Source organism: Microbispora siamensis, assembly GCF_016863095.1.
GTDB classification, from domain to species: Bacteria; Actinomycetota; Actinomycetes; order Streptosporangiales; family Streptosporangiaceae; genus Microbispora; species Microbispora siamensis.
The window spans coordinates 165,568-186,467 of record NZ_BOOF01000025.1; the positions used below are offsets into that span (position 1 = coordinate 165,568).

At 71.1% G+C, this 20,900-nt stretch carries 16 protein-coding genes; 12 read left to right on the forward strand and 4 right to left on the reverse strand.

Annotated features, from left to right (window positions below; genetic code table 11):
* Positions 1-11 precede the first annotated feature (11 nt).
* Together Msi02_RS21840 and Msi02_RS21845 are read right to left on the reverse strand one after the other, a co-directional pair.
* The gene (locus tag Msi02_RS21840; protein ID WP_204050003.1) at positions 12-623 is read right to left on the reverse strand and encodes a hypothetical protein; all 612 of its coding nucleotides are present in this window, start codon (positions 621-623) and stop codon (positions 12-14) included.
* A 203-nt stretch (positions 624-826) separates the two neighbouring features.
* Complete coding sequence (locus Msi02_RS21845; protein WP_079315999.1) at positions 827-1,489, reverse strand: FHA domain-containing protein; 663 nt, start codon at positions 1,487-1,489, stop codon at positions 827-829.
* A 181-nt stretch (positions 1,490-1,670) separates the two neighbouring features.
* Between Msi02_RS21845 and Msi02_RS21850 the strand changes: the two genes are divergently transcribed.
* From Msi02_RS21850 to Msi02_RS21870, 5 genes are all read left to right on the forward strand, one after another.
* On the forward strand, positions 1,671-2,792 hold the full coding sequence (locus Msi02_RS21850) for a citrate/2-methylcitrate synthase (protein ID WP_204050004.1): 1,122 nt from the start codon (positions 1,671-1,673) through the stop codon (positions 2,790-2,792).
* 46 nt (positions 2,793-2,838) lie between these two features.
* The gene (locus Msi02_RS21855; RefSeq protein ID WP_204050005.1) at positions 2,839-3,123 is read left to right on the forward strand and encodes a DUF3017 domain-containing protein; all 285 of its coding nucleotides are present in this window, start codon (positions 2,839-2,841) and stop codon (positions 3,121-3,123) included.
* Positions 3,124-3,230: 107 nt separating this feature from the next.
* Positions 3,231-4,448, forward strand: a complete 1,218-nt coding sequence (locus Msi02_RS21860; protein WP_204050006.1) for an NADP-dependent isocitrate dehydrogenase — start codon at positions 3,231-3,233, stop codon at positions 4,446-4,448.
* A 624-nt stretch (positions 4,449-5,072) separates the two neighbouring features.
* Complete coding sequence (locus tag Msi02_RS21865) at positions 5,073-8,642, forward strand: serine/threonine-protein kinase (protein ID WP_204050007.1); 3,570 nt, start codon at positions 5,073-5,075, stop codon at positions 8,640-8,642.
* Between the two features lie 164 nt (positions 8,643-8,806).
* Positions 8,807-10,999: a serine/threonine-protein kinase gene (locus tag Msi02_RS21870; protein ID WP_204050008.1), complete on the forward strand. Its 2,193-nt coding sequence runs from the start codon at positions 8,807-8,809 to the stop codon at positions 10,997-10,999.
* Between the two features lie 28 nt (positions 11,000-11,027).
* On the opposite strand, the gene Msi02_RS21875 is transcribed toward Msi02_RS21870, so the two are convergent.
* A complete protein-coding gene (locus tag Msi02_RS21875; protein WP_079315995.1) occupies positions 11,028-11,564 on the reverse strand; it encodes a PadR family transcriptional regulator in 537 nt (178 codons plus the stop codon).
* Positions 11,565-11,620: 56 nt separating this feature from the next.
* On the opposite strand from Msi02_RS21875, the gene Msi02_RS21880 reads away from it, so the two are divergent.
* On the forward strand, positions 11,621-13,060 hold the full coding sequence (locus tag Msi02_RS21880) for an MDR family MFS transporter (RefSeq protein ID WP_239108592.1): 1,440 nt from the start codon (positions 11,621-11,623) through the stop codon (positions 13,058-13,060).
* A 218-nt stretch (positions 13,061-13,278) separates the two neighbouring features.
* Positions 13,279-14,043, forward strand: a complete 765-nt coding sequence (locus tag Msi02_RS21885) for a CARDB domain-containing protein (RefSeq protein WP_204050010.1) — start codon at positions 13,279-13,281, stop codon at positions 14,041-14,043.
* A gap of 49 nt (positions 14,044-14,092) precedes the next feature.
* Here the strand turns inward: Msi02_RS21885 and galE are convergent, their stop codons facing one another.
* Positions 14,093-15,046, reverse strand: a complete 954-nt coding sequence (gene galE / locus Msi02_RS21890) for a UDP-glucose 4-epimerase GalE (protein WP_204050011.1) — start codon at positions 15,044-15,046, stop codon at positions 14,093-14,095.
* Positions 15,047-15,209: 163 nt separating this feature from the next.
* On the opposite strand from galE, the gene Msi02_RS21895 reads away from it, so the two are divergent.
* The 5 genes from Msi02_RS21895 to soxR all read left to right on the forward strand — a co-directional run bounded on the left by Msi02_RS21895 (position 15,210) and on the right by soxR (position 20,894).
* The gene (locus Msi02_RS21895) at positions 15,210-16,532 is read left to right on the forward strand and encodes a hemolysin family protein (protein ID WP_204050012.1); all 1,323 of its coding nucleotides are present in this window, start codon (positions 15,210-15,212) and stop codon (positions 16,530-16,532) included.
* 134 nt (positions 16,533-16,666) lie between these two features.
* A complete protein-coding gene (gene trpS / locus Msi02_RS21900) occupies positions 16,667-17,680 on the forward strand; it encodes a tryptophan--tRNA ligase (RefSeq protein ID WP_204050013.1) in 1,014 nt (337 codons plus the stop codon).
* 80 nt (positions 17,681-17,760) lie between these two features.
* Complete coding sequence (locus Msi02_RS21905) at positions 17,761-18,723, forward strand: YihY/virulence factor BrkB family protein (RefSeq protein WP_239108593.1); 963 nt, start codon at positions 17,761-17,763, stop codon at positions 18,721-18,723.
* Positions 18,724-18,873: 150 nt separating this feature from the next.
* A complete protein-coding gene (locus tag Msi02_RS21910) occupies positions 18,874-20,373 on the forward strand; it encodes an MFS transporter (RefSeq protein ID WP_204050014.1) in 1,500 nt (499 codons plus the stop codon).
* A 29-nt stretch (positions 20,374-20,402) separates the two neighbouring features.
* Positions 20,403-20,894, forward strand: a complete 492-nt coding sequence (gene soxR, locus Msi02_RS21915; protein WP_204050015.1) for a redox-sensitive transcriptional activator SoxR — start codon at positions 20,403-20,405, stop codon at positions 20,892-20,894.
* The last annotated feature ends 6 nt before the right edge of the window (positions 20,895-20,900 follow it).

Genomic DNA, 20,900 nt, shown 5'->3' on the forward strand with positions numbered 1-20,900 from the left:
GCCTTCCCGGCCTACGCGCAGACGCCGGGGAGGTCGCAGAGCTTGGCGGCCATCGTCCGGGCGTCCTTGATCAGCGGGCGGAACTGGGAGACCGGAAGGCTCTTGGTCACCAGGCCGGTCCTGACGTAGACCGCCACCGCGCTCCCCTTGCGGACGATGACGGAGCGGGAGCTGTTCTCGAAGAAGAAGCCGCCGATCCGGAGGGCCTCGTCACCGGCATCGGCGCTCTTCCACCTGTACACGTGACGGTTCGGGCCCCGGCCTCCCGTGCCGCACGCGGCCAGGTCGGCGCGTACGGACTTCATCGCCGCCTTCGCCGCCTGCTCCGACGGGTAGAGCACGACCTGCTCGCTCCGGTAGACGGTCTCGGCCACGTAGGTGAACGTACGGCTCGCGCTGCGGCCGTCGCGGGCGGTCCTGCGGTCGCAGGGGTTCACCTCAAGGGGCTTGCGCAGGCTGTCGGTGAGCTTCATGTGCTCCCACGGCCTGTGCGGGCCGTCCACCTTGGCCTCGTCCAGCAGGAAGCCCTTGGGGAGCGTGGCCGGAGCCGCCGCCATCGCCTGACCCGCCCCGACGACCGTCACCGCCGCGGCCGCCGCCAGAGAAACCAGAACCTTACGCATCGGTGCCCCCTATGGAGATCGGTTGTCATCTCTTTCGACGGGGCCTTCGCGGATTTTGTTCGGCACGAAAGGACGAGAGCCCACACAGCCGGGCGCACGAGGGCGGGCCCGCAGCCGTACGCCGGCCATGGGCCGTTCGGAACGCTCCACTGGCCGCCGGGGGTGGGACGGCTTCCGCCCCCGGCGGCGGGTGTGCCGCTGGGTCAGGACGCCCGGCGGCCCGCGCTGGTGCGTGGCTGCGGCTGCGGTTCGGGCTCGGCCGGTCCGGTCGCCCGCTGCGGCGGCACGACCGGCGTGGGCCGCACCAGGCCGAGGGCGACGACCTCGTTGGCGAGCCGGGTGCGCCGGTTGGTGCCCTCCGGGATGCGGAATTTCTGGTAAAGCCGCAGCAGATGCTGCTTGACCGCCGCCTCGGTCACCACGAGGTCGTCGGCGATCTCCCGGGCCGTCGCGGGCGCCACGAACGCCTCGTCGGACAGCGCGGGACGGCACAGCGAGGTGAGGACGTCGACCTCCCGCCTGGTGAGCTCCGGCGCGGCGGCGCGGCGCAACTCGACCTCGGGGGCGAGGTCCTCCCGCGGGATCCCGCCGACCCGGGCCCGGGCGGCCCCGAAGGAGACGACGTCGCCGTCGTCCAGCACCCTCCTGGCGATCGGCCTGCCGTTCACCCGTGTGCCGTTGCGGGACAGGCCCAGGTCCACGACGTACAGGTAGGGCCCGCGACGGACGAATTCGGCGTGCAGCCGTGACACGCTCGGATCCGTCAGCCGGACGTCCACGCCTCGGCCCCGGCCGATCGTGGTGACGTCGGGGCGCAGCGGCACCACCTCGCCGCTGTCCTCGATCCGTATGAACGGCCCCTCCACGGCAGTTCCTCCCCAGGTAGCCCGCCGTTACTTTCCCTATAGCTGCGGCTTACCCACCCGTGGCGAGGGGGAATCGCCTTTGCCAGGAGCAGAATCAATCCTGGAATTGGTCTGGACCTTTGAGGGGCGGTTTACCTGCTCACGGGTAGACTTCGGGCGGAGATAAGCGGAGGAAACCCATATGGCGGACAAGCCCACCAAAGGCCTCGCCGATGTCGTCGCCGCGTCCACAGCGCTGAGCGACATCGACGGGAAGGCCGGCCGTCTCTTCTATCGGGGATACGACATCCACGACCTGGCCGGCCACGCCACCTTCGAAGAGGTGGCCCACCTGCTCCAGCGCGGCACGCTGCCAACCCGCCGACAGCTCGCGGACTACGGCGCGGAACTGGCCGAGGGCCGCACCCTGGGCGCGCTCGTCGAGAGCAACGTCTCCGAGATCGCCGGAAGGCAGGCGCCCATGGAGGCGCTGCGCACCCTGGTCTCGTTGGCGGGGGCCGACGACCCGGACAAGGATTCCAACGCCGCCGACGCCAACCGCCGCAAGGCCGCCAGGCTCACGGCCCAGCAGCCCATCCTCGTCGCCCGCTACCACGCGGCCAGGACGGGAGCGGACATCCCGGAGCCCGATCCCGAGCTGAGCACCGCCGCGAACTTCCTGCTGCAGATCACCGGCCGCCGCCCCGAGCCGCGCGAGGTCGAGATCTTCGACACCTGCCTGGTGCTGCACGCCGACCACACGATGAACGCCTCCACCTTCGCCGCCCGCGTGTGCGCCGCGACGCTGTCCGACATGCACTCGGCGATCGTCGCCGCCATCGGCACGCTCAAGGGCCCCCTCCACGGTGGGGCGAACGAGCAGGTCATGCGTACGCTGGAAGCGCTGGACCCGCGCGGCGTCGCGCAGGCCGTACGGGACAAGCTGGCGGCGGGCGAGAAGATCATGGGATTCGGGCACCGCGTCTACAAGACCGAGGACCCCCGGGCGACCCACCTGCGGCGGATGTCGCAGGAGCTGGCCGAGGCCTCGGGCGACGACACCTACTACCGGATGTCGCGGGAGATGGAGGAGGTCGTCTTCGCGGACAAGCACCTGTACCCGAACGTGGACTTCTACGCGGCGACCGTCTACCACTACCTCGGCATCCCCACGGACCTGTTCACGCCCGTGTTCTCGGTCAGCCGGATGTCCGGATGGACCGCCCACGTGATCGAGCAGCACGCCGACAACCGGCTGATCCGGCCGGACAGCGAGTACATCGGCGAGCGCGACCAGAAGTGGGTGCCGATCGACGAGCGGTGACAGTGAGGAACGCGCCGAGAACCGCAGTGGCAGGCATGGGAGAAAAGTGAGAACGAGCGAGAGCACGGCCTGGGGGCCGTACCTGCTGGTGGCGGCGGGTGCGGCCGCCGGGCTGTGCGCGATCGGCCTGGGTGTGCCGGTGCCCGCGGGCGGTGCGATCATGGGGTGCGGCTTCCTCGCCGGATCCCTGGCCCGGGTGACGGTCTCGGAACGGCGGGCGGGCGCGCTCGCGGTGCGCAGCAGACGGATGGACGCGCTCACGCTGGCGGCGTTCGGTGCGGCGCTCGTCATCGGCTCGTTGCTCATGCTGCTGCGGCTGCACGACTCGTAGGGACACGACCTCGTCGCGGACTTACCACACCCGTCCGATAGCCTCAACGGCCAGTGAGCCTCAAAAAGGACGTGCTGGCCAGTTAGTTCAGAAGGGGAACCCCACGCATGCCCAAGATCAAGGTAGCGGGCCCGGTCGTCGAGCTCGACGGCGACGAGATGACCCGGATCATCTGGCAGTTCATCAAGGACCAGCTGATCCTTCCCTACCTCGACGTCGACCTGAAGTACTACGACCTCGGCATTGAGCACCGCGACGCCACCGACGACCAGGTCACGATCGACGCCGCCAACGCCATCAAGCAGTACGGCGTGGGCGTGAAGTGCGCGACGATCACGCCGGACGAGGCCCGCGTCGAGGAGTTCGGCCTGAAGAAGATGTGGAAGTCCCCCAACGGGACGATCCGCAACATCCTCGGCGGTGTCATCTTCCGCGAGCCGATCATTATGTCGAACATCCCGCGGCTCGTGCCCGGCTGGACCAAGCCGATCGTCGTCGGCCGTCACGCCTTCGGCGACCAGTACCGCGCCACCGACCTGAAGATTCCCGGCGAGGGCACGCTGACGCTGACGTTCACGCCCAAGGACGGCAGCGAGCCGATCGAGCTCAACGTCTTCGACTTCCCCGGCTCCGGCGTCGCCCTGGCGATGTACAACCTGGACGAGTCGATCCGCGACTTCGCCCGCGCCTCCATGCGGTACGGCCTCAACCGCGGCTACCCGGTCTACCTGTCGACCAAGAACACGATCCTCAAGGCGTACGACGGCCGGTTCAAGGACATCTTCGCCGAGGTCTACGAGACCGAGTTCAAGGCCGACTTCGAGGCCGCCGGGATCACCTACGAGCACCGCCTGATCGACGACATGGTGGCCGCCTCCCTGAAGTGGGAGGGCGGGTACGTCTGGGCCTGCAAGAACTACGACGGCGACGTCCAGTCGGACACGGTGGCGCAGGGCTTCGGCTCGCTCGGCCTCATGACCAGCGTGCTCATGACCCCCGACGGCCGCACCGTCGAGGCCGAGGCGGCGCACGGCACGGTGACCCGGCACTACCGCCAGCACCAGCAGGGCAAGCCGACCTCCACCAACCCGATCGCCTCGATCTTCGCGTGGACCCGCGGCCTGCAGCACCGCGGCAAGCTCGACAACCAGCCCGAGGTCATCGACTTCGCCGAGAAGCTGGAGCAGGTCTGCGTCGAGACCGTCGAGGGCGGCCAGATGACCAAGGACCTCGCGCTCCTGGTCGGCGGCGACGCCGAGTGGCTGACCACGCAGGACTTCCTCGCGGCGCTCGACGAGAACCTCAAGAAGAAGATGGCGTCCTGACCGTCTCTTCGTCGAATGCAACAGCAGGGCCGTCCTCCGGGCGGCCCTGCTGCTGTCCGGGCTACCCGCCCTTTCCGGTGCCCGATGTTCCAGCTTTCCGTGATGATGTGGTCTTCGTCGTACCAGCCTTGGAAGCTGCCCCGTAACCGGTGGACGATTTGCCCGGTCGCGGTGTCGACGATCTGGAGCGGTGCCTTGCCCTCGTCACCTTCGCCGACACTGACGAACCACCGGCCAGAGGGCGAGAAAAGGGAGGTGATGTGCCCGTCGAGACGGCCGACCCCGCGATAGACGCGGGTTCGCCGACCCTGCAGATCGTAGAGGCGGCCCATCGGCCGCCTTTCGCGACCGGAGTCTGCCGGTAGGGGGTCTTGACGAACCTGTGCCCCACCCGGAGGTAGCCGATATTCGAGTTGTCCGCGTCCTTCGTGAGGACGTACGACTCCAGTCGGGCCAGGCCACCCGTGTCGTCGAGTTGGGCCGAGGTCCCGGAGATTTTGACCCATCCGCCCTTTGTTGCCGTTTGTGTCGGATACGGCCTCGTCCCGTTCACCGCCACCTCTACGCAGGGCCTGTGAAGCGCCTGCGCCGAACCTGTCCCTGGGGGTCGGCGTCCAATGGAGGGTGACGGGGACGGGTGGAGGCCTGCTGCCGGAGGATCCGGAGCGGTTGGGGGAGTTCTGGCTGGCCGGGCGGCTGGGCGCGGGCGGCCAGGGAGTGGTGTACGAGGCCTATGACGGACAGGGCACCCGGGTGGCGGTGAAGGTGCTGCACGGCGATGCCGCGGCGGATCCGGAGCTGAGGGAGCGGTTCGGGCGGGAGGCCGCGGCGGCCCGGCGGGTGTCGTCGTTCTGCACCGCGCGAGTGATCGAGGCGCGGCTGGACGGGCCGAAGCCGTACATCGTCAGCGAGTACGTGGCGGGCCCGAGCCTGCGCCGGGCGGTGCAGGACGGGCGGGTCTTCTCCGGAGACGACCTGCACCGGCTGGCCACGGCCATCGCCACCGCGTTGACCGCGATCCACGAGGCGGGGGTGATCCACCGGGATCTCAAGCCGGACAACGTGTTGCTGGGTCCGGACGGTCCGCGAGTGATCGATTTCGGGGTCGCGCGGACGTTGGAGATGTCGCTGACGAGTACGGGTCTGGTTCGGGGAACGCCGACGTACATGGCGCCGGAGGTGTTCACCGGGCAGCGGGCGGGCCCGCCCGCCGACGTGTTCGCCTGGGGCGGGATCGTGTTGTTCGCCGCCACGGGGGAGGATCCGTTCAAGGCCGAGAGCCTGGGCGGGGTGATGCACCGGGTGCTGTCGGTCGACCCGGATCTGTCCACGTTGCCGGGGTCGCTGCGTACGTTGGTGGGGGCGGCGCTGGCCAAGGAGCCCGCTGAACGGCCGTCCGCCCGCGAACTGCTGATGGCGTTGATCAGCGGGGGCAGCGCGGTGGACACGGCGCTGTTGCTGGCGCGGGGCAGCCGGGCGGCAGGAGCGTTGCACGCGGATGAGCGTGATCCTGCCCTGGGAACGCTGGCCGAGGAGGCCTACGGCGCGCTCGGTGTCGCCGAGCGCGACCTGGTGCCGGAGGTGTTCCTGCGTCTGGTGGCGATCGGCCCCGATGGGGAGCCGACCACCCGCAAGGTTCCCGAGGACGAACTGCCGCCGGACGCGGAGCACGTGCTACGGGCGTTCACCTACATGCTGTCGCGGCGGGACGGGGAGGTCGTCCTGGCTCGTCCGGCGCTGTTGCGGGCCTGGCCGAGGTTGCGCTCCTGGGTGGCCGACGAGTGGGACGGCCTGGCCGTACACGCGGGGATCCGTGAGCAGGCGCGGCAGTGGGCCGGACATGGGTGGCGCGACGGCGATCTGCTCCAGGGCAGCCGGTTGGATTCGGCGGTGGGGTGGGCCGCCACCGGGCGGCGTCGGCTCACGCTCAACGCTCTCGAACGAGAGGTCCTCGACGCCTCCGTCGCGTTGACCCGGCGCAGGGCTCGCCGCCGCCGGATGCTCACGCTGACGCTGGCCGTGCTGCTCGTACTCGCGCTCGCGGGCGGCGGCCTGGCCGCCTATCAGGGCAACCAGATCGCCGCGCAGCGCGACCGGGCGCAGGGCCGTGAGATGGCGCTCCTCGCCGGGACCCTGGGCACCACCGATCCCACCACTGCCATGCTGCTCAGTGTCGCCGCCTGGCGGCTCGACGGCGGAGCCGAGGCCCGCTCCAGCCTGATGTCCTCGCTCTACCGGCCGGAGACCGCCGTCTTCCGTGAGCCGGCGACGGGAGAACAACCGGTGAGAGCGTTGAGCGCCGACGGCGCGCGGCTGCTCAGCGTCTCCCCGGACGAGATCCGGCTCTACGACGTGTCGCGACAGCGGTTGATCCGGCGCATCGCGACGCCGGAGATGAAAGATGAGTTCCTGGAGAGGGCGGCCCTCAGCCGGAGCGGCCGGTTCGCCGCCGTGGTGACCGCGGAACGGGTCAGGGTGTGGGCGCTCGACTCAGGCAGGTTGCTGGGGCGGCTCGACGCACCCGGCATGAGGATGGGCGGGGACGTCGGTTTCGGCGATGACGAGTCGAAGCTCGCTCTCGCGGAGGACAGCAACGCCTTCGTCTGGGACTACGCGAGCGGCACGACCTACGGCCGTACAGGACACGGCGAGTGGCGGGGCTTCCCGCAGCCCGCCGTGTCCCGCACGGGACGGCTCGTCGCCGTCACGAACGATCAGTACGACCGGATCGACGTGCGGCGGATCCCCGGCGGCGCCCCGGATCCGAGATTTCGGAAGGCCTGTCCCCGCACCGTGAGGGCGGTCGCGTTCAGCCCGGACGGCAGGATCCTGGCGTGTGCAGGGAGAGAGATCGCCCTCGTCTCGACGAGCACGGGCAAGCGGCTCCCTCTCCGGGATGAGTACGAGACGTGGTCGTGGCCGGAGAACAGCGGGACGTCGAGCGGGACGTTGCGGTTCAGCGGCGACGGTCGGCTCCTGGTCGGGTTCGGCGACCGCACGATCCGGGTCTGGCGGGTCTCCGACCAGCAGGAGGTCTTCACATACAAGGCGGGTGGCGAGGTCTCCGCCGTCGGGGGCGGCCCGGACGGGCGGGCTCTTCGCTACCTGCTGGACGATTCCGTGATCACGCTGGATTTCCGGCCGGGCGTGGCCGCCGTCCGCGTGCCCGGCCGGATCTCCACGACGGGGCTGAGCCCCGACGGCCGATGGATGTCCGTGCAGGGCAAGGAGGGCCCCATCCGGATCTGGGACGTGCGGCGACGCCGCTTCGCCGGATCGCTTCCGGGCACCGGCGATTCGGGCGTTCCGGCCGTGTTCGACCGGGCGGGCCGGACCATGATCACTCAAGTCGACGTGGGCAGCGAGACGTACGCGCTGCAGGCATGGGACCTTGCCACCCGCAGGCCGCTGTGGCGTTTCCGGATGCCCGCGGACGAGAACGTGGACGGCGCCGCCTTCACTCCTGATGGCAAGATCTTCGCGGCGTCCTTCACGGGTGTCAGCGAGGCGACCACGCCGTCCCTTCATCTCTGGGACGCCCGGACCGGGCGGGTGATCAGCACCCTGCGCATCGAGGCGCACCAGGAGTTGTACACGGGCTCCCTCGCCTTCGGCCCCGACGGCAGGACGCTCGTCGCCGGCGCGGGACGCCTCATCGACTCGCGCTCCGGCAGGCAGATCGGCTCGTCGTTCAGCACCTCGTCTCACGACTCCAGCCTCGACGTCGTCGCGGTGAGCCCGGTGGGCGCGCTGCTCGCCGTGGGCGGCGCCGCGGGGCGGATCGCCCTGTGGCAGACGTCGGGACATGGGCCGACTCTCCTTCCGCCGGTGCTCCGCGGCGGCGCGGAGGACATCTCCTCCATGGCCTTCTCTCCGGGAGGTGACGTCCTCGCCACCGACGCCGGACCGGGAACCGTCGAGTTCTGGGATGTGCGGACGCGACGGCGCCTGGGCGGCGCGATCGCGCTGTACGAGGACACGGAGTTCCTGGAGGGCAGCATGGCGTTCGCCCCTGACGGTTCCCGGCTGTACGTCGCGGACTACAGCGGCGAGATCTTCGAACTGCCGATCGGCCCGGAGCGGGTGGCGGAGGCGGTGTGCGTGCGAGCGGGGCGGACGCTCACGGAACAGGAGTGGACGCGCTATCTGCCGGGCGTGCCCTACCGGGACGTCTGCGCCCACCCGGGCCCCTGACCCGGCCGCCGCGGAGAAATTCCGGGCGGCCCCTTTCCCGTTACCCGCGGATACGAACCGCTCGCCGCTTTGTCACGGTTTCCTGACGTCACGGCGCGGTATCGGGCCGCGGAACCGTCGCGCCGGGGCCGTAAAGTTCTTGCTGGCCGGTACTTTGCCGAATCGTGGGGAACGGGATGCCGCAGATCGCGCCGTTGCAACCGGGGGATCCGACCAGGCTCGGTCCCTTCGTGCTGTCCGGCCGTCTCGGCGAGGGCGGGCAGGGCGTGGTCTACTTCGGCCAGGACCAGGCCGGCGAGCGGGCCGCGGTCAAGCTGCTGCACGTCAAGTTCTCCGGCGACGCGACCGCCAGGTCCCGCTTCGCGCGGGAGTTGCGCGCCGCCCAGCGCGTGGCGAGCTTCTGCACCGCGCGGGTCCTCGCGGCCGACCTGCAGGGCGACACGCCGTACATCGCGAGCGAGTTCATCGACGGCCGGTCGCTGCGCGACGCCGTCGAGGCGGACGGGCCGCTGACCGGCTCGGGCCTGGAGCGGCTCGCGGTCGGCACCGCCACCGCGCTCACCGCGATCCACCAGGCGGGCATCGTCCACCGCGACTTCAAGCCCGACAACGTGCTGCTGGCCGTGGACGGCCCCCGGGTGGTGGACTTCGGCATCGCCCGCATCCTCGACTCGACCGCCACGATCACCAGCCGGGCGATCGGCACGCCCGCCTACATGGCGCCCGAGCAGATCTCCGGCGGCAAGGTCGGGCCCCCGGCCGACGTGTTCTCCTGGGCCTCCACAATCGCGTACGCCGCGACCGGTGACGTCGTGTTCGGCGGGAAGTCGATCGCGGTCGTGCTCAACCGCATCCTCAACCACGACATCGACACCGGGATGCTGCCTGAGCCGCTCGGCGGGGTGGTCCGGGCGTGCCTGCGCAAGTCGCCCGACGAGCGGCCGACGGCCGACCAGATCCTGCTGCGCCTGCTGGGCCGCGCGGTGTCGGGCGACGCGTCGGCGGTCGTGCTGTCCGAGGGGGCCGCGCACGCGGCCGACCCCGACGCCACGCGCCTCGCGCGCACCGGCCCGGGCCGCCCGATCGGTCCGGGACGCACCATGGGTCCGGCTGGCAGTCCGACTGGCGCCATGGGTCCTGGCCGCACCGCGGCGACGGGCGCGGGCTCCCCGCCGACGGGCGGCGCGCGGACCGGGGTAGGTGGCCACGCCTGGAACGACGTGCCGACCGGGGCGTCCCCCGCGCTCCTGCGGTCCTCCGGCCCCACCGACCCAAGGTCCGGTGGCGCGTCCGGTGGCGTCCCGCGCGAGGGTGCGGACCACGGCGGTTACGGCGCCGCACGGCCCGGCCTGGCGGAGCCGGCGCCGGATGGGACGGGGCCGCATGGGATGGAGCCCGCTGGGATCGGCCCGGACGGGACCGTGTCGGCCGGGATCGGCCGGGCGCGGCGCCGCCGCAGGGGCCTCGTCGGTGGGCTCGCCGCCGTGCTGGCCCTCGCGGCCGCCGGGGGCGCGGTCATCGCCGCCAAGACCGGCTTCGCGTTCGGCGGCGCGCCCCAGGACGGCGGCACCGGCCACGCCGTGCTCTCGCCGCGGCCGAGCCCGACGTACGCCTCGGTGTACGAGAAGGCGCGGCGGACCAAGCGGCTGACGATCGGTGTGCGGTGGGACGTGCCCGGGGTCGGCCTGGAGCAGGCGAGCGGGTTCAGCGGGTTCGACGTGGACGTCGCGACGTCCATCGCCCGGAGCCTCGCGGTCCCCGCGAGCGGGATCACCTTCCGCAGGGTCGGCGTCAACGACCGGGTCCGCGCGCTGACCGACCGCACGGTGGACATGGTCGTCGCGACCTACTCCTACGACGACAACCGTGACGACGCGGTCACCTTCGCCGGGCCGTACTACAGGGCCCACGCCGACCTGCTGGTGCTCGCCGGTTCGCGGATCAAGAAGCTGGAGGACCTGGCCGGACGCCGGATGTGCGCGCCCGCCGGCAGCACCACCGCCCGGCTCGTCGCGGGAAAGGCGGACGTCGAGCAGGTCCCGGTGAGCGACTACGCCGAGTGCATGAAGCTGCTGACGCGAGGCGAGGTCGACGCCGTACCGGGGGACGACCTCATCATCGCCGGCTTCGCCAACCGGGTGGCGAGCCTGAAGCTGTCGGTGCTCGGCCTGCGGCTGACCGACCAGCGCTACGCCGTCGGCCTGCCCAGGAAGGACGTGCGCACCTGCCGGGCCGTGGAGGACGCGATCGGCCGCATGTACGGCGACGGCACGATGCGTGACCTGCTGCGCAAGCACTTCGGCAACGTCGACTTCGATCCCGAACAGGACGCGCCGCCCAAGCTCGCCTGCCGGTAGGCCCTGCCGCCCGTCCCCGGGCCGGGGGTCAGGCCTGGCGTTCGAGCTGGGCCATGGCGTCGTTCGCCCACTCCAGCGTGGTGCGGGTCTGCCGGATGCCGAGGTCCAGGGCGAGATTGCCGAACTTGACCCCGGAGGTCCCCTCCGGGACGGGGGAGGCGTGTTTGGCCGCCCAGAGGGCCTCCAGCTCGGCCTGCTTCTGTTCCATGTACGCCTTCAGCCGCTCCAGCACGTCCAGCGCTTCGCCGGGGTCGAGCAGCGGGAGCAGGAACGCCTGCAGCGCGACCTCGCTGCGCGCCGGACCCGTGGGGTCGTGCCCGACCAGCCAGGCGCGCAGCTCCGCGCGGCCCTCCGGGGTGATCGAGTAGATCTTGCGCCCGCGCGCGCCCTCCGCCTCCACCGTCACCAGCCCGTCGGCGGTCATCTTCGCCAGCTCGGGATAGATCTGGCTGTGCCCCGCCTGCCAGACGTGGGCCACCGACCTCTCGAACTTCTTGGTCAGGTCGTAGCCGCTCGCCGAGCCGTAGGCCGTCAGCAGACCGAGAAGAGCGATGCGCAGGGACATGCCCCTCACTATACCTCCGGATTGACATGTCAGCTCTTACATGTCACCTTCGACACATGCGATCCAGAAACGGACTCCTCCTGTTCGCCGTGCTCGGCGGCATGTTCCTGGCGATGCTCGACCAGACGATCGTCGGGACCGCGCTGCCGAGGATCACCACCGAGCTGGGCGGCGCCGGCCTCTACACCTGGGTGGTGACCGCCTACCTCCTCACCTCGACCGTCACGGTCCCGCTGTACGGCCGGCTCTCCGACGCGTACGGGCGAAAGCCGCTCCTGCTGGTCGGGGTGGTCCTTTTCCTGCTCGGCTCGATCCTGTCCGGGGCGGCGCAGAGCATGGGGCAGCTCATCGCCTTCCGCGGCCTGCAGGGACTCGGCGCGGGCGCGCTGCTGCCGCTGTCGCTGGCGCTGGTGATCGACCTGTTCCCGCCGGAGCGCAGCGGGCGGGTGCAGGGCGCCCTCGGCGGCGTCATGGCGCTGAGCTACATCGCCGGGCCGTTCCTCGGCGGCCTGTTCACCGACCACGCGAGCTGGCGCTGGGCCTTCTACGTGAACGTCCCGATCGGCGCCGTCCTCGTGGCCATCATCGTGTGGCGGCTCCCGCACCGGCCGGGGCACGGCGGGGCGCGGCCCGACTACCTGGGCATCGCCGTTTTCAGCGCCGCGATCAGCGCACTGCTCGTCGGCCTGACCGAGAAGGGGGTCGACGGCCATACCTGGACGAGCGGGCCGGTCGCCGGCCCGATCGGCGCGGCGGCCGTGCTGCTCGTGGTGTTCGTCCTCGTCGAGCGGCGGGCCGCGGAGCCGATCGTGCCGCTCCACCTGTTCGCGAACGGCACGTACTCGCTGGTCAACGTCGCGTCGTTCTTCACGGCGTTCTGCATGTACGCCGGGGTGGTCTTCCTGCCGCGCTACTTCCAGGAGGCGCACGGCCTGAGCGCCACCTCCTCGGGCCTGCACATCTACCCGCTGATGCTGGCGATGGTCGTGGGCAGCGCGGTGACCGGCGCCCTCATCTCGCGCACGCGCCGCTACAAGCCGTGGCTGGTGATCGCGCCGGTCTTCCTCGTCGCGGGCACGGCGCTGTGCGCGAACCTCGAGGTCGGCACCTCGACTCCGCTGCTCGTCGCCTGGATGGCGCTGATCGGGCTCGGGATGGGGCCCATGCTGTCCGGCCTCACCGTGGCGATCCAGACGGCCGTGCCGCCCCGGTTCATCGGCACGGCCAGCGCGAACCTGACGTTCTTCCGGCAGATCGGCGGCTCGGTCGCGCTGGCCGTCGCGGGCACGACGTACGGGTCGGTGGTGACGCGGGAGGCGCCCCTGCACGGCCTGCCCGCGGCCCACGCCGCCGCGACCGCGACCGTCATCCCCTGGCTGGGGGTCGTGGGCGCGGTCGTCGCCCTCCTCGCGCTCGCCCTGCTGCCCGGTGTCGATCCCCAGGGCGGCGTGCGGCTCGACAGGCCGGCACCCCAGCAGGACCTCGTGGCCGCATGAGACGGGCGTGAGACTCCAGCTCAGCGGCGCTCCGAGCGGCGTGTCGGACGGTGCGCGGGGCCCGTCCGGCACGGTTGAATTGATCTCAAGCGTTCGGGGGAGCGGCAGTGGGTCGTAGGGTCGTCACGGGTTTGGTCTGTGTGTTCGTCGCCGGAGCGCCGCAACCGGCGCTCGCCTTCTCGGGGGAGGCGCCCCGGCCGGCGCCGGTGAAAGAGCCGTTGAAGCATCAATGGGGCACGGCCGACCTCGCGGTCGGCATCACCGCCTCGCCGAAGGTGGCGCAGCCGGGGCAGCCGCTGACCTACCACGTCACGGTGCACAACAAGGGCCCGGGAGACGCCGTGCTGCCGACGCTGCGGGTCGCGCTGCCCAAGGACTTCCAGATCGTCAACGTGGGCGTGGCGGAGTGCGAGCCCGGCCAGGCCCGCAACCGGGTCGTCTGCCATTCGTCCGACGACGTCCTGCCCGGCGGCTCGGGCGACATGACGATCACAGGGGTGATCGCGCCGGGCGCGCACGGCCCGCTGCGGGCGCGGGCCGACCTGACCTCCGAGGTGGTCGACCAGGACGAGACCGACAACACGGCCGAGGCGGTGACCAGGGTCGACGAGGGGGCCGACCTGGCGATGCGGTTCCGCTCCTCGACCAGGTTCATCCGCCCGGGCCACTGGTTCTCCGTACGGGCGGAGGTGCGCAACCGGGGGCCGCGCGTCGTGCGGGACGCCTACGTGTTCTTCCAGCCGCGCGAGGCCCGGCTGCTGTCCGCCAGGGGCGGGCGCTGCCGGGGGAACCGCCAGTTCGTGGGGTGCTCGCTGCCGCCGATCAGGTCGGGGTCGCGCGGGCTGCTCGAACTCGTGTTCCGGGTGCCGTCCCGGGCCTCGCACGCCGTGGCGACGATGGCCACCGTCTACTCGCGCCGCTACGGCGACCGCCGCCCGGCCAACAACAAGGCCAGCGTACGGGTGGCCCTGCGCCGCGCCTGACCGGCGGTGCGCCGTCGGCCGGGCCGGCGGCTCACCCGGGGATCGGGGTTCAGGCCGGCTTCGTGGAGGCGGTCCAGGCGTCGGCGACCATGTCCCGCAGCATCGCGTGGGCCGGCTTCCAGCCCAGCTCGCGCTGGATCTTCTCCGACGACGCCACCAGCACGGCCGGATCGCCGGAACGGCGCGGCGCGACGGTGATCGGGATGGGGTGCCCGGTCACCTCGCGGCAGACGTCCACGACCTCCTTGACCGAGAAGCCCGTGCCGCTGCCGAGGTTGTAGATCCGGTGCTCGCCGGGCGTGCAGGCGTCCAGGGCGAGCAGGTGCGCGCGGGCGAGGTCGGCGACGTGGACGTAGTCGCGGATGCACGTGCCGTCCGGAGTGGGGTAGTCGGTGCCGAAGACGCTGACCGACTCGCGCTCGCCGAGGGCGACCTTCAGGATGTTGGGGATCAGATGGGTCTCGACCGTGTGCCGCTCGCGGAACTCGCCGTACGCCCCGGCCACGTTGAAGTAGCGCAGGCTGACCGCACCGAGGCCGTACAGCCCGGCGAAGGCGGTGAGCGCGGTGTCCACGGCGAGCTTGGAGGCGCCGTAGGGGTTGGTGGGGCGGGTCGGGTCGGTCTCCAGGATGGGCGTGCGCTCCGGCTCGCCGTAGGTGGCGGCGGTGGAGGAGAACACGATCCGGTTCACCCCGGCCTGCCGCATGGCGTCGAGCAGCGCGAGCGTGCCGCCGAGATTGTGCGACCAGTACAGCCCCGGCTTCTCCACGGACTCGCCCACCAGCGACTTGGCCGCGAAGTGGAGCACGGCGTCGAACCCTTCGGACAGCACGCCGCCCGCCTCGGTGATCGACGCCTGCACGAACGCGGCTCCGGGCGGCACGGCGTCGGCGTGCCCGGTCGACAGGTCGTCGAGCACCGTGACCTCGTGCCCCTCCTCCAGGAGTTGCGCCGCCACGACGCTGCCGATGTACCCGGCTCCACCAGTAACCAGCAGCTTCACTGTTTGCTCCTGTTCAAAAGTGTTGGATTATGTACGTCCAGGGCCTAGCTTACGCGCTTCCCATGAGGAGCGGGTTAAATGCCACCAGTACCGCAATCTCAGCGGGTAACAGGAGATTGCGACGACCGGCCTGGCCTGCCTGACACCCGAACGGACTGATGACGTGAGCAACGTCGCGGTGACCATCGCCCTGGTCCTCATATTCATCCTGATCGGCGGTTTCTTCGCCGCGGCCGAGATGGCGATGGTCTCGCTGCGGGAGAGCCAGATCCGCCGCCTGAGCCGCGACGAGGGACGCCGCGGCGCGCGGGTGCAGAAGCTCGCCCGCGACCCCAACCGCTTCCTGTCGGCCATCCAGGTCGGGGTGACCGTGGCGACCGTGCTGTCGGCCGCGCTCGGCGCCGACGCGCTGGGCCCGCGGTTCGCCCCGGTCCTGGTGCAGTGGGGCCTGCGGCCGAGCGTGGCCGCGCCCGTCGCGTTCGTGGCCGTCACACTGGCCATCTCGTACGTGACCCTGGTGCTCGGCGAGCTGGCGCCCAAGCGGCTCGGCCGGCAGCGGGCGGAGAGCCTGTCGCTCATGACCGCCCCGCTGCTCGACCGGATCGCGACGCTGTCGAGGCCGGTGATCTGGCTGCTGTCCAGGTCGACCAACGGCGTCGTACGGCTGCTCGGCGGCAACCCGTCCGCCGACAGGGCGGCCATGACCACCGAGGAACTGCGCGACATGGTGGTGGGCCACAGTGAGCTCACCCAGGACGAGCGCGACGTGATCGCCGAGGTGTTCGCGGCGGGCAAGCGGCAGCTCAGGGAGGTCATGCTGCCCCGCACGGAGGTCGAGTTCATGGCGGCCGACACCCCGCTCGCCGAGGCCGCCGTGCTCGCGGCGGCCATGCCGCACTCCCGGTTCCCCGTCTACCGCGACACCTATGACGACGTCATCGGGTTCGTCCACGTGCGGGACCTGCTCGACCCCGTACGCACCGGGCGGCTGGAGCCGATCAGCGAGGTCGTGCCGATCCGTCCGGTCAAGCTCGTGCCGGCGAGCAAGCGGGTCCTCGCCACGCTCGCGGAGATGCGCGACGAGGGCCACCACCTGGCCATCGTGGTGGACGAGTACGGCGGCACCGACGGCATCGTGACGCTGGAGGACCTGGTCGAGGAGCTCGTCGGCGACATCCGCGACGAGTACGACGAGAGCGGCGACGCCGTACGCGTGATCGCCGGAGACGTGGAGGTCGAGGGACTGGTCAACCTGGACGAGTTCCACGCGCAGACGGGCGTGCGGCTGCCCAGCGGGCCGTACGAGACCCTGGGCGGATACGTCATGGCCTTCCTCGGCCACCTGCCCCAGCGCGGCGAGGTCGTCGAGGCGCCGGGCGTCACGCTGACGGTGACGGAGATGGACGGCCGCCGCGTCTCCCGTGTCCGCGTCACCCGCAATCCCCCCGAAGACGCGGCGCCGGCGGCGCCCGCGGCGGCCGGCTGAGCGGCGGGCGTGCGCGGGACGACTCCGGGGCCTCACGCCGTGCCCGGAGAAAGGCGCCCCGTCGACGGGGACGAGCCCGCGCCCCCGGGCCGCGTCTGTCGCGGGCAGCCCGCGACTCCTGACAGAATTGCCGTATGGCTCTTGCTCGCGTCCTGTCCGGTATCCAGCCCACCGCCGACTCGTTTCACCTGGGCAACTATCTCGGCGCGATCCGCCAGTACGTCGCGCTGCAGGACACGCATGAGGCCTTCTTCTTCATCGCCGACCTGCACGCGCTGACCGTCGCGCCCAAGCCCGACGAGCTGCGCCGGCGCACCAGGATCGCCGCCGCCCAGCTGTTCGGCGCGGGGCTCGACCCGGAGCGCGCCGCGGTCTTCGCGCAGAGCCATGTGCGCGAGCACAGCGAGCTCGCCTGGTATCTGATCTGCCAGACCGGCATGGGCGAGGCCGGGCGGATGACGCAGTTCAAGGACAAGTCCGCGCGGTACGGCGAGAGCTCGGCCAGCGTGGGCCTGTTCACCTACCCGATCCTCCAGGCGGCCGACATCCTGATCTACCAGGCCGACCAGGTGCCGGTCGGGGTGGACCAGAAGCAGCACCTGGAGCTCAGCCGCGACCTCGCGCAGCGCTTCAACAGCCGCTACGGCCAGACGTTCAAGGTGCCGAGCCCGTACATCCTCAAGGAGGTCGAGAAGATCACCGACCTCCAGGACCCGACCGCCAAGATGTCCAAGTCGTCGTCGAGCCCGCAGGGCATCCTCGACGTGCTGGAGGAGCCGAACGTCCTGCGCAAGAAGATCATGCGCGCGGTGACCGACACCGGCAGCGACGTCGTCGCCGACGAGGAGAACAAGCCGGGCGTCACCAACCTGCTGCGGATCCTGTCCGCGCTGACCGGCACCCCGATCCCCGAGCTGGAGACGCGGTTCGCCGGGCAGGGATACGGCACCTTCAAGAAGGAGGTCGCCGAGGCCGTCATCGAGACGTTCTCCCCGATCCGGGAGCGTACGGAGAAGCTGCTGGCCGACGAGGCCGAGCTCGACCGGATGCTGGTCGCGGGCGCCGCCCGGGCCCGCAAGGTGGCCCGCGAGACGATGGAGCAGGTCCGCGAGCGCCTCGGCCTGCTCCCCACGTCGCACTTCGAGTGAACCGCGACTGAGGCCGCGGCCCCGCTCCGGGCCGCGGTCGCCGCGCGCATCGAGACGCCTTCTCCGGGTACACCATGCCGATGGGGATGGCGATGGTCGACCAGGTCACGCGGCGCGTCGACGAAGTCAGGGCATGGGGCCGGATGTGGATCGAGCGTGACCGGATCCGCTTCCCCTGGCTCGACCACCTCATCCGCACCGTGCAGCGCTACCAGGTGCAGGCGGGGGACCGGCTGGCGGGCGCCATCACCTACTTCGCCTTCCTGTCGTTCTTCCCGCTGATCGCGCTGGCGTTCGCCCTGTTCGGGTATGTCGTGACGATCCGCCCGGACGCGCTCGCCACGCTCACCGAGGCGATCAACAGCCAGCTTCCCGGCCTCGCCGGGCAGCTCCACATCGACCAGCTCGCCGGGGCCCGGGGCCGGGCCGGGCTGATCGGTCTGCTCGGCCTGCTGTACGCCGGGCTGGGCGCGATGGACGCCCTGCGCGGGGCCCTGCGCACCGTCTGGATGACCTGCGAGCCGCCGCTCAACTACTTCGTCGGCAAGCTCCGCGACCTCGTCGCGCTCGTGCTCATGGGCCTGGCCATGCTGGCCTCGGTGATCGCGAGCGGATTCGCCACCGGGGCCACGAGCACGGTCGCCGGATGGCTCGGCCTGGGCTCCTCGCCGCTGGCCGGTTTGGGGGTCTGGCTCGCCGGCATCGCCGCGAGCCTCGTCGCCGACCTGCTGCTCTTCCTGGTCATCCTCGGCTGGCTGGCCAAGCCGTCGCAGCCGTTCCTCGTCGTGCTCAGGGGCGCGCTGCTGGGCGCGGTCGGCTTCGGGGTGCTGAAGCAGCTCGCGGCGCTGATCCTGTCCGGCACTCTGCGCAACCCGGTGTACGGCACGTTCGCGGTGGTCGTGGGGCTGCTGCTGTGGATCAACCTGTCGGCCCGGGTGATCCTCTACGCCGCCGCGTGGACGGCGACGGCCACGCTCGGCCCGCCGCCGGAGCCCACCCCGCTTCCGTCGCCCGCGACCACGCCCACGACCGGCCCCGCCTGACCGTGCCGGTGGTGCCGCGCCTGCGCTGCGCGCTGCAAGCGGGCTGCCGGTGGCGGCGGCGGTCGCCGGGCCGGCGGGCGCTTGACCTGAACTCAGGTTCAGGTGGTGGGCTGTGGGTCCAGCCTCCTCAGTTCCTCGGAAGCGAGCCGCATGGATATCACGGTCCCTCCCGCACCTGCCCGGGCGGCCTCGACCGGCCGTCCCTCCGCCTTCACCCTTCCCGTCGTGCTCGCCGGAGTCGTGCTCGTCGCGATGTCGATCTCGGGCACCGCTGTCGCGCTGCCGAGCATCGGGGCCGACCTGAACGCGTCCGGGTCATCGCTGAACTGGGTCGTGGCCGGTTACAACCTCGCGTTCGCCGCCATGACACTCGTCGCCGGCTCTACCGCCGACCGGATCGGGCGACGCCGCGTGTTCATCGCCGCCGCGCTCGTCTTCGCCGCCGGGTTCGCGGCCACGGCCTTCAGCCCGTCGATCGTGCTGACCGACGTCGCGCGCGTCGTCTCCGGCGCCGGAGGCGCCGGGATCATGGCGGCAGGTGGCGCGATTCTCGCCGCCGGTTATGACGGCGCCGCCCGTAACCGTGCGTTCGCGCTGATGGGCACCATGGCCGGGATCGGCATCGCCGTCGGTCCCACCCTGTCCGGGCTGTTGATCGCGGCCACCGGGTGGCGCGGAAGTTTCGCCGTCTACACCATGGTCGGCCTGCTCATCGCTCTCGGCGCCACACGGACCCGCGAATCCCGCGCCGCCGAGACCGGCGGGATCGACTGGGCCGGCAGTGTTCTGTTCGTCGCCGCCTTGACCCTGCTCATGTTCGTGATCCTCGAAAGCCCGGCGCTCGGCTGGACCCATCCCGTCACCCTGGTCACCGCCGCTGCCGGGCTGGTCGCGCTGGTGGTCTTCGGCGCGGTGCAGCGTCGCAGCGCGTCTCCGGTGCTGGCGCCGTCCCTCGTCGCCAACCACGGTTTCATGGGCTGGAGCCTGGCGACTCTGACCACCTCCATCGGGTTCCTCGGCGCCCTGGTCTTCCTGCCCACCTACCTTCAGTCCGTGGGCGGGCTTTCCCCGGCCGCCGCCGGGCTGGCGATGCTGCTGCTCACCGCACCCGTTCTCGTGATGCCGATGGTCGCCGTCACGTTGGTCAACCGCGGCGTCTCCGCACGCGTACTCATCCTGATCGCCCTTGCCCTCGTCACGGGTGGGAACTTCTGGCTCATGGCACTGAGCGCCGATCAGGTCGTCGCCGTGGTGGCGGCGCCACTGCTCATGATCGGGACAGGCATGGGCGCGTCGTTCGGCATCACCGACGGACAGGCCATGAGCCTCGTCCCCGCCGGGGCCGTCGGCATGGCGGCCGGATTCCTCAACACACTTCGTGGCGCGGCCGAAGCGCTCGTGATCGCGGCGTTCAGCGCGTCTCTCATCGGGCTCCTCACCGCCCGGCTCGGCGATCCGGGACGTGCGGCCGCGGTCAGCTCCGGTCGCCTGCCGATCAATGGCCCATCGGAGGAGTCGGAGGCGTTCACCTGGTCCTGGCACATGACCGAGCTCGGCGTCGCAGTGCTCTGCCTCGTCCTTTCCCTCGGGGTCGCCGTCTTGGTCTTCAGCGGCCGCGTGCGCCGTATCCGTGGCGGAACGGCGTCATGACGGGCACGCCGTCGGACGGTGGAGACAGCATGGACGCCAGTCCTGACGACCGCCTCACGCTCAGCGAAGTGGTGCGTCGCACTGGCGTGCCCGCCTCCGCGCTGTACTTCTACGAACGCAAGGGGCTCATCGTCACGGAACGGAACGCGAGCAACCAGCGGCTGTACCCGCGCCACATGATCCGCAGAATCTCTCTGATCATCGTCGCCAAGCGCCTGAGCATTCCCCTGACCGATGTCGCCGCCGTGTTCGCGACGCTTCCCACGGATCACCCACCGAGCCACGAAGACTGGCAACGAGTGTCCCGCAAATGGAAGAAGCAGCTGGAGGAACGCCGCCGCGCGATCGAGGACCTCGAGCGCGAGCTCACCGGATGCATCGGCTGCGGGTGCCTGTCCATGAAGGCGTGCCTGCTGCTGAATCCCGACGACGCCCTGCGGAATCAGGGCCCAGGGCCCGTGCGCCTGCAACAGGCCCATCCACCCGGTGTCCGGCCATCCGCAGGCCCGCCACATCCCTGAGCCGGC